The 13,205-nt window shown below is 39.4% G+C and carries 9 protein-coding genes, 1 tRNA gene and 1 pseudogene; 5 read left to right on the top strand and 6 right to left on the bottom strand.

Going from position 1 to position 13,205, the window contains the following annotated elements; translation table 11 throughout:
- Nucleotides 1-14: 14 nt before the first annotated feature.
- A tRNA-Pro gene (locus tag CWB77_RS13995) sits at nt 15-91 on the bottom strand.
- Nucleotides 92-439: 348 nt separating this feature from the next.
- Here CWB77_RS13995 and folD point away from each other — a divergent pair.
- A complete protein-coding gene (gene folD / locus CWB77_RS13990) occupies nt 440-1,294 on the top strand; it encodes a bifunctional methylenetetrahydrofolate dehydrogenase/methenyltetrahydrofolate cyclohydrolase FolD (RefSeq protein WP_008111045.1) in 855 nt (284 codons plus the stop codon).
- Nucleotides 1,295-1,325: 31 nt separating this feature from the next.
- Here the strand turns inward: folD and CWB77_RS13985 are convergent, their stop codons facing one another.
- Both CWB77_RS13985 and cysS read right to left on the bottom strand, forming a co-directional pair.
- Nucleotides 1,326-2,222 (bottom strand): EamA family transporter, encoded by an 897-nt coding sequence (locus tag CWB77_RS13985; RefSeq protein WP_138623256.1) that lies wholly within the window; start codon nt 2,220-2,222, stop codon nt 1,326-1,328.
- Nucleotides 2,223-2,410: 188 nt separating this feature from the next.
- Nucleotides 2,411-3,790, bottom strand: coding sequence for a cysteine--tRNA ligase (gene cysS, locus CWB77_RS13980; RefSeq protein ID WP_138623254.1), 1,380 nt, complete (start codon nt 3,788-3,790; stop codon nt 2,411-2,413).
- 154 nt (nt 3,791-3,944) lie between these two features.
- Between cysS and CWB77_RS13975 the strand changes: the two genes are divergently transcribed.
- Together CWB77_RS13975 and CWB77_RS13970 are read left to right on the top strand one after the other, a co-directional pair.
- Entirely contained in the window at nt 3,945-4,436 is a 492-nt protein-coding gene (locus CWB77_RS13975) for a peptidylprolyl isomerase (RefSeq protein ID WP_008111051.1), read from the top strand.
- 67 nt (nt 4,437-4,503) lie between these two features.
- Nucleotides 4,504-5,238 carry a UDP-2,3-diacylglucosamine diphosphatase gene (locus CWB77_RS13970; RefSeq protein WP_010388059.1) on the top strand — a complete coding sequence of 245 codons (735 nt, stop codon included), beginning with the start codon at nt 4,504-4,506 and terminating at the stop codon, nt 5,236-5,238.
- A gap of 12 nt (nt 5,239-5,250) precedes the next feature.
- Here CWB77_RS13970 and CWB77_RS13965 read toward each other — a convergent pair whose 3' ends face one another.
- The 3 genes and pseudogenes from CWB77_RS13965 to miaE form a co-directional block, all read right to left on the bottom strand.
- Nucleotides 5,251-7,188, bottom strand: a complete 1,938-nt coding sequence (locus CWB77_RS13965; protein WP_138623252.1) for a sensor histidine kinase — start codon at nt 7,186-7,188, stop codon at nt 5,251-5,253.
- Complete coding sequence (locus CWB77_RS13960; protein ID WP_138623250.1) at nt 7,181-9,415, bottom strand: EAL domain-containing response regulator; 2,235 nt, start codon at nt 9,413-9,415, stop codon at nt 7,181-7,183. Before CWB77_RS13960 ends, CWB77_RS13965 begins: the two co-directional genes overlap by 8 nt.
- 219 nt (nt 9,416-9,634) lie before the next feature.
- Nucleotides 9,635-10,288, bottom strand: a pseudogene (gene miaE / locus CWB77_RS13955) (tRNA isopentenyl-2-thiomethyl-A-37 hydroxylase MiaE); the annotation flags it as partial.
- A 63-nt stretch (nt 10,289-10,351) separates the two neighbouring features.
- Between miaE and CWB77_RS13950 the strand changes: the two are divergent.
- Together CWB77_RS13950 and CWB77_RS13945 are read left to right on the top strand one after the other, a co-directional pair.
- The gene (locus CWB77_RS13950) at nt 10,352-12,085 is read left to right on the top strand and encodes a recombinase family protein (protein WP_138623249.1); all 1,734 of its coding nucleotides are present in this window, start codon (nt 10,352-10,354) and stop codon (nt 12,083-12,085) included.
- Nucleotides 12,086-12,233: 148 nt separating this feature from the next.
- A complete protein-coding gene (locus CWB77_RS13945) occupies nt 12,234-12,863 on the top strand; it encodes a recombinase family protein (RefSeq protein WP_138623247.1) in 630 nt (209 codons plus the stop codon).
- The last annotated feature ends 342 nt before the right edge of the window (nt 12,864-13,205 follow it).

The following is a 13,205-nucleotide window of genomic DNA, read 5'->3' as shown; positions in this document are numbered from 1 at the left end:
CGTAAACATAAAAATGGTCGGCGATGCAGGATTTGAACCTGCGACCCCTTGGACCCAAACCAAGTGCGCTACCAAACTGCGCTAATCGCCGATACTTACTATTGTCTGCGAGTGACCTCGTTGACAACGGGGTGCATAATAGTGATTTGACCGGGTTAGGTCAAACGTTTTTTTAAGAAAACAAATCAATTGCTCATTTTTAGTTCATAATGGTCAAATATTACGATACAGGGATAAAATTTAAACTCTTTTTTATAATTCGGGGGGTTATAATTTAAAAGCAACTTGGCGCTCAACCGCTTTTCTGCGAAAATAGCCGCCATATTAAAAAATGAGTAAGGTGAAGGTCTTTTTCTTTATCGGCATTTTAACCCCTATATATGCATTCGTTTTTTAAATGTATCGGTATCAAGTTAATTAACCTAATTAAAGGTCACCCATGACGGCAAACATCATTGATGGTAAAGCAGTAGCAAAACAAGTACGTAGCGCAGTGGCTGAACGAGTTTCAGAACGTGTTGCACAAAACCTTAGAGCCCCAGGATTAGCTGTGGTGCTTGTTGGACAAGACCCAGCAAGCCAAGTTTACGTTGGTTCAAAGCGTAAAGCCTGTGAAGAAGTGGGTTTTATTTCTAAATCATTTGATTTACCCGCAGACACAACAGAGCAAGCGCTATTAGCATTAATTGATGAATTGAATGTTGATGGCGAAGTTGACGGTATTTTAGTACAACTTCCTTTACCTGCAGGCCTAGATGCAGAAAAAATTCTTGAGCGTATTACTCCGCATAAAGATGTTGATGGCTTTCATCCTTATAACATTGGTCGTTTGGCGCAGCGAATGCCTGCCCTTCGCCCATGTACGCCAAAGGGTATTATCACCTTATTAGATTCAACGGGTGTGCGTTACAAAGGTATGCACGCAGTGGTTGTGGGCGCCTCTAACATTGTAGGTCGTCCTATGTCACTTGAATTATTGTTAGCTGGCTGTACGACTACTGTTTGTCATAAGTTCACACAAGATTTAGAAACCCATGTTCGCCGTGCTGACTTACTGGTTGTTGCTGTAGGCAAGCCAGAGTTTATTCCGGGTGATTGGATAAAAGAAGGCGCGATTGTTATTGATGTGGGTATTAACCGTTTAGACAACGGTAAGTTAGTGGGTGACGTTGAATACGCCGTTGCAGAACAAAAAGCTGACTTTATTACCCCTGTACCAGGCGGTGTAGGCCCGATGACAGTTGCCAGCTTAATTGAAAATACGTTAGAAGCGTGTGAGAAATATCACAGCTAATCAATAAAAAATAAAGTAATGCAAAGCCCGCTTAATTGCGGGCTTTTTGTATCATCATTCTTCGTTTTATTAAGTCCAAGCCTTGTGGCAAAACCGAAAACACAATCATCAATAACATAATTGCATATTGCCAACTTGCATACTGCTCGTTAATTAATATTCCTGCACATAAAATACCGGCAATTGGGTTGGCTATAGTGCCAAAAGTAAATTCAACTACTGACATTCGCCCTAATAACCATACATATAGGATGTAAGCCAAAGCAGTATTAGGGACCACCAGCCAAAATAACGCCAGCCATTGCGTGGTATTTATTGATGCAGTTAAAAATTGATACTGCTGAGGGGCAAAATAAAAAGCTTGAACCATAGCCGCAATTGCTAGCAAACTGCCACCAATGATTAGCTGCCACGTGAGTACCGTCCACCAGTGTACTTTAGCCGTTACTTTTTTTACCAGCGTACTGCCTATCACAATAGTTAATAACGCCCCTATCAACGCCAAACCCCCCAAAACATTAAGTGCTATATGTTGTGGATCAAATAAGCGCCATGCTAAAACCACCAAAGCAAGCGCACAAAAACCTTGCACCAGCGCTGGCTGTTGTCGCTTTACAAGCCATGCATATAATAATGCAACCACAGGGACAGATACCATTCCCACGCCTGCGATAGCTGCTGGTAGGTTAATTGCCATTACAAAAATAAAGCTAAAAAATAACGCAATATTAATTGCGCCGATCAGAAAAATGCCTGGCCATTGTTTAGCCGTTGGCCAAGAAGGTTTAAACAGCAACAACAATAAACCGGCAGGAAGTGCGCGTATGGCACCTAATAAGATTGGTGGCCACTCTGGGGTTGCGTACTTAGTCACTGCATAAGTCGTGCCCCATAAAAAAGCAGGGATCATGGCAAGTAAAATATTCATTAATTTTCCATTTTTAAATTGATGAATGCGAGTTTAAAACCTCAACTATGATTGAGGTCAACAGCGTCAATTTTATTAAAAACATAATCAATTTAATGCAATTGATATAACCAAAAAAGGGTTACCCTATGGTAACCCTTTTTTTGTGATCAGCGCGTTATGGCTAAATCTGCCAAGGTCGACAAACCCTATGCTTTACGCCACGTTGTTTTTCCCGCTGAATCTTCAAGTATTACACCCAGTGCATTTAAAGCATCGCGAGCTTCATCTGCTGCAGCCCAATTTTTACTGGCACGTGCGTCATTACGTTTGACTATCAGTGCCTCAATTTCAGCCACTTCATCGTCGTTTTGACCGCCTTGTAAAAATGCCTCTGGTGCTTGCTGAGCAATACCAAGTATTTCACCTAAGCTGCGTAGAACAAAGGCTAAATGTCCTGCTTTTTCGCTATCACTTTCTTTTACTCGGTTTAGCTCTTTAGCAACTTCAAATACAACCGGTAATGATTCTGGCGAATTAAAGTCATCATTCATAGCTTTTCTAAACTTAGCTACATACTCATTACCCTCAAGCTCACATTCAACTGGCTTAACACCACGTAATGCCGTGTAAATACGCTCAAGTGATGAACGTGCTTGGTCTAAGTTTTCTTGCGAGTAATTAAGTTGACTGCGGTAATGACCAGAAATTAAAAAGTAGCGAACCGACTCAGCATCGTATTGCTTTAATACTTCACGAACGGTAAAAAAGTTATCTAATGATTTAGACATCTTTTCTTTGTTCACTTGAACCATACCGGTATGGATCCAAGTATTAACGTATTGGCCGTTGTTAGCACAGCATGATTGCGCAATTTCGTTTTCGTGATGTGGGAACTGTAAATCTGAACCACCACCATGAATATCAAAGTGCTCACCTAGGTGCTTTGAACTCATTGCTGAACATTCTATGTGCCAACCAGGGCGCCCCTCTCCCCAAGGTGATGACCACGATGGCTCCCCTGCTTTAGCTTTTTTCCATAAAACAAAATCAAGAGGATCGTCTTTATCTTGTGCTACTTCCACACGTGACCCCGATTGCAGCATAGTTAAATCTTGCTGCGAAAGTGCTCCGTATTGCTCAAAGGTTGATACATCAAATAAAACGTCGCCATCGGCTGCAACATAAGCATGGCCTTTGGCAATCAAACGCTCAACCATAGCAATAATTTCATCCATGTGACCTGTAACCGTTGGCTCTACATCAGGACGTAGCATATTTAAACTGTCAAAATCTTCATGCATGGCTTTAGTCATACGCACGGTTAAGTCGTTAATCGCCTCACCGTTTTCATTTGCGCGCTTGATAATTTTATCATCAACATCGGTAATATTACGTACGTACTTTAAGTCGTAACCTAAATGACGAAGATAGCGAACAATCACATCAAAACCCACAAATGTGCGTGCATGGCCAATGTGACAGTAATCATAAATGGTGATACCACACACATACATGTCGATTTTTCCATCGACCATAGGTTTAAATTGTTCTTTTTGGCGTGTCAGTGTGTTGTATATTTGTACCATTTAGTTGCTTTCCTTCACGATTAACAGAAAAGCTATGTTACCACTTGCTAAGCATGGGCTCTAGCGGTTTATAACAAACATAACATCTACTTTGTTAATCTGAGTCAACTACGATAAAATAGCACCAATATTTAAACCAGCTATAGGAAACCTCATGGTTGTTCTACACACAAACTTTGGTGATATCACCATTAAAATGCACGAAAGCGAAGCTCCAAATACAGTAAAAAACTTTTTAGAGTATGCAAACTCAGGTTTTTATAACGGCACTATTTTTCACCGTGTAATTGATGGTTTTATGGTTCAAGGCGGTGGTTTTGCATCGGGCATGGAACAAAAAGAAGTAAACGACCCAATTGAAAATGAAGCTAACAACGGCCTATCTAACAAAGTAGGTACTTTAGCAATGGCGCGTACGCCTGATCCACACTCAGCTACAGCGCAATTTTTCATTAACGTGAATAACAACGACTTTTTAAACCACAGCAGCGAAACGTCGCAAGGTTGGGGTTACTGTGTGTTTGCTGAAGTAGTAGAAGGCATGGACGTAGTAAATAAAATCAAAGGTGTTGCTACAGGTAGCAATGGCTTTCACCAAGATGTACCACTTGAAGATGTGGTAATTGAAAGTGTAACTGTAAGCTAAAACCCCCTTATTCTTCACAGAATACATAAAGCGGGTATTCACCCGCTTTTATTTAACTGGAACTACCATGACTCGCCAAACCTACTTTATTGCAGATTTACATTTGAGTGAAAATCGCCCTGATATTACAGCGGCATTTTTTAAATTTTTACACTCCCATATTGCTCCTCAAAAAGTAGATGCGCTGTATATTTTAGGTGATTTTTTTGAAGTGTGGGTTGGTGACGATTATGTTAGCGAACTATCAGCAGCAGTTGCCAAACAATTAAAAGCAGTTAGTAACTCGGGTATCCCCATTTATTTTGTACACGGTAATCGCGATTTTATCATGCGTGAAAAATACGCCAATATGGCAGGAATGACTCTACTCGATGAGCAAACAGTGATCGACCTTTACGGCACTCCCACTGTAATTTTACATGGTGATGAAATGTGTACTCAGGATATTGAGTATCAAAAGTTTCGTCAAAAAAGTCGTGGTTGGTGGTGGCCCAAATTAATGCTTGCTATGCCATTATGGTATCGAAAGAAAATAGCCCGTGATGCACGTGAAAAAAGCAAACTTAGTCAAGCAGACAAACCTATAGAAATACTTGATGTAGTGCAAAGCGCTGTATTAGAGACCTTTGCTAAGCATAACGTGGCTAATATGATCCACGGCCATACTCACCGCCCTAATGTACATACCTATGAAGTTAATAACCAAACCCTAACTCGCACTGTGTTAGGCGATTGGTATACTCAAGGTTCATATTTAGTGGTTACCCCCGAGTTACAACAATTAATTTCAACGCCTTTATAACGCTCCTAACAATTAATTGTAATGAGTTTTTGTGGCAAGCTCTGGCAGTAAAATAACAAATTGTGTTTTGTAGTCTTCATTACCGCCTAGATCAGATTGCAACGAAATCTCCCCTTTTAAAACTTGAGTTACCCATTGATAAACCATATATAAACCTAAACCCGTGTTACCTTTACCTCTAGCTGTAGTATAAAAGGGTTCAAATATATCTGCCTTTATCGCAGCGTTAATACCTTTACCATTATCTGACACGCTCAGCCTCACCCTATTATTAGTCGCTTGTTCAACTTTTATTTCAATTACGCCCTCCTGCTTTTCATCAAAAGCGTGATTTAACGCATTGATCACTAAGTTTTCAACAACCTGAGAAATGATACCTGGCAAACTAATCACTTGTTTATTAAGTAAAAAAATAGTTTTCACTTTTATCGGCGAGCTTTTTAACCTAGAGTTTAATGTCAATAATAACTCTTGAATGATTTTTTCAATATCACATGCAATAAACTCATCATTATGGCGGTCAATCGCCATTTTTTTAAAGCTTTTCACCAACACCGCTGTTTTATTTAAGTTAACTTTTGCCAGTGCTAAGTTCTCTCCAATGCGTGTAGTTGTGTCTTCTAGGGTTGATTTAGTTAGCCCTTTCTTCATGGCTTCATTTAATTTATTCAATGCCATATCGGCATTAGAAACCGAAATAACGGCTCCTCCAATCGGGGTATTCATCTCATGGGCAACACCAGCAACTAACAACCCGAGTGAAGATAATTTTTGCGCTTCAATTAACCCCTCTTGTAATTTCTGTTGTTGTTTAATCGTTTCGTCAAGCTCTCGATTGACAATGCCCAGCTCTACTTTTTCTATATGCAACTTATGCGACAGAGTTACTAACTGGTTTTGAAACCTATACTCACGATAAATAAAGCCAAAACTTACTAAGCAGAGTACGCTGCTGCATAAAAGAGCTAGTTTTAATGCGACTTTTTGCGCGCTTAATAGAAGTTCATCGGGGCTACTGATAAGAATAATTAACTCTTTATCGGTGTTACTGATCTTTTCTGTGTTTTCACGTAGCGAAAAAATAGAAAAACGTCGATATGTATAAAGGCTATTATTAAAAAAATGCGAACCATACTCGACTTTGCCATCAATAATTTGCTGCCAAAACCGTGGTTCTTGAATGGCAAGCGTTTGCTCATTCTTACCATACATAAACCCCCACTCTAAGCGAGAATCTTTATTTAACAACCAAAAACCATCATGATTCAAAATGCTGATATGAGTACTTTCTTGGCTATAGCTTTTGATCTGATTAAATAGATAATCTAAGTTAAAATTGACCACCAATAGGCCATCTAAAAAGTAATTTTCTTCGCTAGTACGGTAGGTTACACGGATTGTTGGTTGGTGTGGTTTTATAATTTTGTTGCGTTCTATGTTTAAATCTATTTCTGTAGCAAAAATATCAGGCGCACTAATTTGCATCCCTTTTTGAAAGTAGTAACGGTTTTGCTTATTTTGCAACCCATCGGGCGCTACAATTTCGCCTGCACCATTCACTACATTAATACGGTATTGCTCCTGACCTTGAGTATCAAGCCAGCGGATTTGCGAGATATTATTAGAGATAGCGGCGAAATTTAAAAAATAGTTATTTACCTCATCTCTGATTTGTTCTTGTTGAAAGGGTTTGCCTTGTTTATCACTTTTTAATGCGGGTCCCTGTGCCAGTATAAGCGTGAGCTTTTTAATACTGCTGAGCTCTCTGGAAAAATCACTACTTATAAGTACTAACTTTTCATCTTGTTTGGTTTTTATGGTGTTTATTTTTTCTTGATATACTTGTTCATAAATAAGCCAGCCAACAAATAAAGTAATAAATAAACTAAACAAAGACTTTATCAGCACACTTTTTTTTGAGCCGACCGGCAAGCTGTTAAGGCTATTCATTCGCACTCACTTCAAACTGTTTTAGCCACACTATTAAATCTTTAAAAAATAATGGCCTAGCAAAGTAGTAACCTTGAGCCGTTTCACACCCCTGATGTTGTAACCACTGGGCCTCAAATTCATTCTCAACGCCTTCAGCAATCACCGAAAAGTCAAATTGCTTTGCCAAAGACAATATCATCTTAATCATGTATTGATTATTGTCATTAAACTCAAGGTCACTAACAAAGTAGCGATCTATTTTTATCGACGTAGACGGTATTTCATTAATGTGAGCCAAAGACGAATACCCTGTACCAAAGTCATCAATACTGACTTTCATACCCAAAGCAATGAACCGCTCAAGCGCTTCTTTAATTAAACTATAGTTGCTTATAGCTTGTGTCTCTGTCACCTCTAGCTCAAGCATAGAAGGCAAAATACTGTATTCTTCAATTTTAGTTTTTATTTGTTCAAAGTAGCTTGGTTCAACTAAATCATAAGAGGATGCATTAAATGCAACGGGTAAGTTGCAGCCTTGCTCTTTAAGTTGATTAATAGTCTCTAGTATTTTCTCAAAAATTACATGGTCTAGTTCATTAATTAATCCGGCTGTTTCTGCTAATTCTATAAATTCGTCGGGGGGAACAAAACTACCATCGGCTCTTTGCCACCTAGCGAGTGCTTCGAAACCAGCTGGTTTCAAGGTTGATAAGCTGATTTTGGGTTGTAATGCCACCTCTAAACTTTTATTACCTATAGCCGTTCTAAGCTCAGCCATCAACTCATAGCGACGAGTAATTTGATCTGTTTTTTCCTCAGTATGCTGAATATACTTTGCTTGGTTTTCCCCCGTATAGTTAAGACTAGACTCTGCTAAGCTAATCACTTTTTCAGGTGTTAAGTTTAAAGCAGCGCTTAACTTCAACTCCAATATACGCACATCAATATATTGCTTCACCTGTTCAATTTCGAACTTTTGCTTATTTTGAAAGTAACTAATTGCATCTGAGATATCAAAGTCAACGCTGACTAGCATGCCAAATGTTTTATTACTAATTAATGCTATCCGCGGTTCATACTTAGCAAAAGAATCAACTATACTTTGATGAACTAGCTTCATTAATTTATTACAAAAGTCATTCCCGAAAGTAAACGCTTTTTCATCAAACTGATAAATATCAAAAATGACTAATCGCGTTTTTAGCCGCTCATGGGCATTCATATTCTTTATTTCACGGGTTAGCCAGTTACGGTTTTGCAAGTTAAGTGATACGTCGGTGTAAGCAAGTTCAGTTAAGCGATTCAACAACGAAATATTAGCAAATCCCGTGCTAACATTTTCACTAAATACTTTAAGTAAATATTCATTTTGCTCATTGATAGGGTTATCAGATTTTACAATCGTTATGTAGTCAGTATCCTGACCTTGCAAAGTATGCGTTTCGAAAAAAAACACACTGTGATTTTTTGAGAATATATGACGACGCTCTCTGGTCGCTTGTTTAAAATCTTGCAGCATTTCTGCAGGCAGGTTAGGTTCCACAGGTTGCCCTTTAGTGCCACTAAAGCAACCATGTGTAGAAAGTATTAAACTTTCAGAGCCAGGGTTTACATTACTCGAGCAGAAAATACCGCCGCCTTCGGTTATTTTTAAAATATTACTAATTTCTTTAAGTACAGCATAAGAAAAAGAGGCCATGTCATGCTTACCGTTAATACTTCTAGACGCGTCTAGTACCAACTGTAAACCTTGTTTGGCTGACTTGATTTGTGAAATATATTCCCAAGTGCGCATGTTACTATTAACAATTGATTGCAGCTTCTCGGCAGAAATATCTGATTTATTCCAGTATTCATCGATATCAAGTACTTTCATGATATCGCTCTCTGGTGCAAAACCTGGTTGGCCTGTTAACAGCACAATACGCATTTCTGCGTTACCAATAACCTCTCGAATAGTATTTACTAAACGCAGACCTGAGTCATCCTCCTCCATTACTACATCTATAAATATGAGTGCGATGTCTGGGTGCATACTCAGCGCAAGAGCAGCCTCAGGCACAGAATTTGCTGTTAAAAGCTCGTATTTATAACCATCCTTGGCTTTTAATTCTTTTAAGCTATTAACTAACGCGTTCTGATAATCAAGGTCATCCTCAACGGTTAATATTTTCCATGCTTTCAGCTCTGTATCTGCCTGTTCTTCTTCAGCTGCAAATACAAACAATCCCTCTTTATCTTGCATATCTTCTCACCCAATAATAAATAAGGTATGACCTTGTTATTAAAATGAATTACAAAGCAATAAGTTAAATAATTTAAATAATTTAAATAATTTAAATAATTTAAATAGTTATTCTAATATTAGGTGAGGGTATTGGATGTGTCTAATTTAAAAAGAATTTAATTAAAATTAGCTGCTACAACAGTTTGCTGTTTAACTGGTAGCAGCTTTATGTGTAAATTATGCGGGTTGTTGGCAAGCAGTAATAGGTACGCCGCTATGAAATTTGAAGTCTTCATCGTCTGATGTAATTAGATGCGCTTCTATTTCAGCAAATTCTTTTACCCGCTCGGTAATATCAAAGTCAGCAATTTCTTGAGCAAGGGTTAAGTAATCTTGATAATGGCGAGCCTCTGAGCGAAGCAGTGAAATATAAAAGTCCCCTAAGCGTTTATCTACATGCGGGGCAAGCGCAGCAAAACGTTCACATGAGCGCGCTTCTATGTACGCACCTACAATAAGTTTATCAACTAATGCATTGGGCTCAAACGTTTTAACATTACGTAACATACCTTTAGCGTAACGACATGGGGTTATACTTTTATATTCAACGCCGTATTCACCCATAATTTCCAACACTTGATAAAAGTGATGCAACTCTTCTTTTATTAACATCACCATTTTATCAATTAAGTCTTGTCCATAAGGTGAGTTAGATTTAGGAATAATAGACTTTGTCAGTTTATTTTTAGCCGCTAAATCACGCCAGTTCCCCTCACGTTTATAAATAAGCGTTTCAAACGGTTTTAGCCACTCAAGTAGTGCATCACTGCTGTCTTTATCTACCGCATACTTACGGATTAAAAACATCGCACTTTGTGCCGCTTTTAGCTCACTATTGACCTACTCGTGCACATCAAATAATATCCACCCTAAATTACATCGAAATTAAAGATTATGAAACGTAAAGTATATGCCTACCAGCGGTTTAGCTCGGATGCACAAAGAGGTAACAGTTCCTTACATAGGCAGTCGGAACAGCTTAAAGGTTGGCTAAGCAGGCACCCAGAATGTGAGCTTGCAGAAGAGATTGTTGATGAAGGTATCTCTGCGTACACAGGTAAAAACGTATCGACTGGCGCATTAGGTGAGTTTATTGCTCGCCTTGAGGCGGGGCTAATCGAGTCTAAATCGATAGTATTAATTGAACACTTTAGCCGCCTTACACGCCAGGATCTCGACGAAGCCGAAAGTCTACTTAAAAGGCTTTGGAAGCATGGAGTGTCTATTGCGATCACTAAGAAGGATAAGATATATGAGCCTGAGGATGTTAATGATCTTGTTGGACGGATTGAGCTAATACTTGAAATAAAAGCCGCCTATGAAGATTCAGAGTATCGCTCTAGAAAAGTCAAGGGTAGCTATGTAAGGCGTGAAGAAAACGCTAAGCAAGGTATTGTACCTAAGATGCGACGCCCTTTTTGGCTGAACAGTGATGGTACATGCAACGAACATAAAGGCATCATTAGAGATATTTTCGACCTTTACCTCTCAGGCCAAGGTCAAAGAAATATACTCAACGCCATAAAAGAGAAGTACCCCGATGCCTCTTTCTTGAAAAAAACTAACCCTAGCACTGTAATGGATTGGATTACTAAGGACTCAGTAATCGGCTTGTGGCGTGGGAACAAGGTGTATGAGGCAGCTATAGATGAAAGCACGTATTACCAAGCACAAGATATTCGCGAAAACCGTAAGTATAAAAATATTAAGCCTGATAGCGAATGGCCACTTAGTGGTTTAATCCGTTGCAAGGGTTGTGGCTGCGGAATGAGCATCCAGCGCAGCTATAATAAGAAGAAAGGGCGCTATAGCCTTCCTTTACTAAGGTGTAGTAACACTCAGCGTAAGGGCATCAAGAGCCCTGATTGCACGACAAAAAGTACGTTCCCTCTTATCATCGCACATTATTTTTATTTCGAGTATTCACGTCGAACCATACTTGAAAAGCTGACCAAGTCAGAGCTACATAAAGATAGGCTCCAACAAGAAAGTACCTTAAACAGGCAGCTGAGTAAATTATCGGTAAAACTAGACAACTACAGGGAGGTCTCTAACGAAGCAGAAGAGACTGGTGATAATGCAACTGTACGTCATGCCTTTAAGCATATTCTAACGATAGAGCAAGAGGTCGAGGATATATGCCAAAAGCTACAGAGCTTGAAAAAGGATAGCCACGTTGAAAAAGCTGAGCTAATACTCCCCGACTTAATAGACCTTTTAAAAGAGCCGAAGCGCTTCAATACTGCAATGCATCGATTACAAATTTATGCGTACCTTGATGGGACGAAACTGTACTTCGATGAGAGTCGAAGCCTTGAATACGTAGAGTTCAGCAGAAAGAGCAAAAGGTATGTTGTAAAGTGTGATGACTTTCCCCTGCCGCAGTTAGAGATACCTAATAACTATTACAGCGAAGAGAACCTCTTTTTCCCATTGACTAAAATGACCGATGAAGACATCTCTATTTGGAAGCAAGCTATAAACATACAAAACCTCCGTATGAACTCTCCGGCTGATGCATTTAAAGAAACTGACGCCCTAATTGATGAAGACCAAAATGAGTTCTTATCTAGCTTCGACGCAGACTTACAAAAAATAGACGATGAGCGTCAGAAGGTTAAGTCATGATGTGGTGTCAATTGACTATAGCTGAGTGAGGTGTTTTTACATCGTCAGGCTGATATGTATTAACTCTCAATAGCCAATTAATCGAATGGCTATTGAGAGTTTATCAATGAAGTTAGTTACGCAAAAGGCTAATGAGAAGTGAGAATATATGAACGCTAGAATCTACATGAGAGCAAGCACACAAGAGCAAGACGCTTACCGAGCCGAACAGGAGCTTACTGATTTTTGTCAGAGTAATGCCATAACTATCGTAGGGAAGTACGTTGAGAACTACACTGGCACTAAATTAAAACGCCCTAAACTAGGCTTACTGCTAGCTGAGTCTGAGGCTGATGAGATACTTCTTGTCGAAAGCGTCGACCGCCTCTCTCGTCTTCCCCTTGATGAGTGGTATCAGCTAAAAGCAATCATTAACGAAAAAGGTCTGCGCCTTATAGTCGCTGACTTACCAACTACCCACACCCTCATTAGTGATGATGAGCTTACAAGTAATATCCTAAAAATAGTCAACAATATGTTGCTCGACCTAATGGCAACCATGGCTCGCCAGGATAACGATAAGCGCCGTGAGAGAATTAAGCAGGGATTAGCCAAAGCAAAGGCTGAGGGGAAACAGGTTGGCGGGCGTAGTAAAAATCAAGCGACTAGAGAAAAGGTCGTTAGGTACATAAACAAAAACCTTGGGGCAGAAGAAGTGTCTAAACTCGCTGATTGCAGCGTTGCTACTGTCTATCGGATAAAAAATGAAATCCTATCAGGGCAACTCGTATGTGCGTGATTGAATATTAAAAGCCCCTAATATTGCTGTACAACGGTAGCTGCGGGCTTAATCCTTCGATATGACTTAGTGGTAAAATAGGAATTAAAACGCCTCACTCATCACTGCTACAGATTTAGCACTTTAAGTGCGTGTTTGAATATTAAGGGCGCTCTTAGAATCGTTGTACAACAGTAGCTTCGGACTCCACTGCATGATTTATCGTAATTAGATGCGAAACGAGCCTCCCAGCCATGCTACTAATGCGGCCCCTTAAGTGCGTGTTTGAATATTAATAACTCCTCGAATTTTTTACAACGATAGCTGTAGACCTCACTCAACGATATGATTTATAGCAATTGG

It is taken from the genome of Pseudoalteromonas sp. S1610 (assembly GCF_005887465.1).
In the GTDB taxonomy this organism is placed as follows: Bacteria; Pseudomonadota; Gammaproteobacteria; order Enterobacterales; family Alteromonadaceae; genus Pseudoalteromonas; species Pseudoalteromonas undina.
This window is presented reverse-complemented; position numbering and strand designations above follow the sequence as displayed.

What these genes read in the sequence shown, in the direction of transcription:
- CWB77_RS13965 (WP_138623252.1), bottom strand. Translation starts at nt 7,188, where the DNA reads ATGAATAGCCTTAACAGCTTGCCGGTCGGCTCAAAAAAAAGTGTGCTG.
- folD (WP_008111045.1), top strand. Translation starts at nt 440, where the DNA reads ATGACGGCAAACATCATTGATGGTAAAGCAGTAGCAAAACAAGTACGT.
- cysS (WP_138623254.1), bottom strand. Translation starts at nt 3,790, where the DNA reads ATGGTACAAATATACAACACACTGACACGCCAAAAAGAACAATTTAAA.
- CWB77_RS13975 (WP_008111051.1), top strand. Translation starts at nt 3,945, where the DNA reads ATGGTTGTTCTACACACAAACTTTGGTGATATCACCATTAAAATGCAC.
- CWB77_RS13970 (WP_010388059.1), top strand. Translation starts at nt 4,504, where the DNA reads ATGACTCGCCAAACCTACTTTATTGCAGATTTACATTTGAGTGAAAAT.
- CWB77_RS13950 (WP_138623249.1), top strand. Translation starts at nt 10,352, where the DNA reads ATGAAACGTAAAGTATATGCCTACCAGCGGTTTAGCTCGGATGCACAA.
- CWB77_RS13945 (WP_138623247.1), top strand. Translation starts at nt 12,234, where the DNA reads ATGAACGCTAGAATCTACATGAGAGCAAGCACACAAGAGCAAGACGCT.
- CWB77_RS13960 (WP_138623250.1), bottom strand. Translation starts at nt 9,415, where the DNA reads ATGCAAGATAAAGAGGGATTGTTTGTATTTGCAGCTGAAGAAGAACAG.
- CWB77_RS13985 (WP_138623256.1), bottom strand. Translation starts at nt 2,222, where the DNA reads ATGAATATTTTACTTGCCATGATCCCTGCTTTTTTATGGGGCACGACT.